Here is a 697-nt window from a genome sequence, read left to right on the forward strand (position 1 = left end):
CCATTTGTTAGACAGTATGATATACTGGATAACAAGTGGGGTGTTTTATTATGCCAAAAGGGAAAGCAAACAAGCGCTACACACCGGAATTCAAGCAAATGGTAGTAGAGACGATGAGAGCGGAACACTTCAGCGTTCGAGAAGCAATGCGAAGATTTAAAATCAATGACCATGGGATCATTGAACGCTGGGAGCGAATCTATCTCGAGGAAGGGCCGGAAGGTTTGGCAGTAGAACGGCGAGGGCGGAAATGTACAGAGCAGTCAGCAAAGTTGTCTAAGAAGGTTGAGGAAGATCTCATTGCGGAGAACCAGCGGCTGCGAGCAGAGGTAGATTACCTAAAAAATTTGCAAGCCTTGGTTTTGGAAGAAGAGCGACGCCGGCACAGAAAACGCAGGTAGTTCAAAACCTAAGGCCGAAATATCCTTTATCCATTCTGCTTGAAATCGCTCAGCTGCCTCGAGCCACCTTCTACTACCATCTGAAGCGGACGCAACGGGCAGATAAATATGCAGAAGCAAAAGAAGAAATTTCTTCTGTCTACCACGAAAACAAAGGGCGGTATGGATACCGGCGCATTACCACAGCACTACACAATAAAGGGATACATCTGAACCACAAGACGGTACAGCGACTCATGAAGGAACTGGAACTGGTTTGCCGTGTTAGAGTCAAGAAATATCGCTCTTACAAAGGA

General features: G+C 46.3%; 1 protein-coding gene. It reads left to right on the plus strand.

Features of this window, described 5'->3' with window-relative positions:
- Window positions 1-50 precede the first annotated feature (50 nt).
- Entirely contained in the window at window positions 51-401 is a 351-nt protein-coding gene (locus tag B5G06_RS13755) for a helix-turn-helix domain-containing protein (RefSeq protein ID WP_087189609.1), read from the plus strand.
- Window positions 402-697 lie beyond the last annotated feature (296 nt).

The sequence above is a fragment of the Flavonifractor sp. An52 genome (assembly GCF_002159385.1).
Classification (GTDB): Bacteria; Bacillota; Clostridia; order Oscillospirales; family Oscillospiraceae; genus Flavonifractor; species Flavonifractor avicola.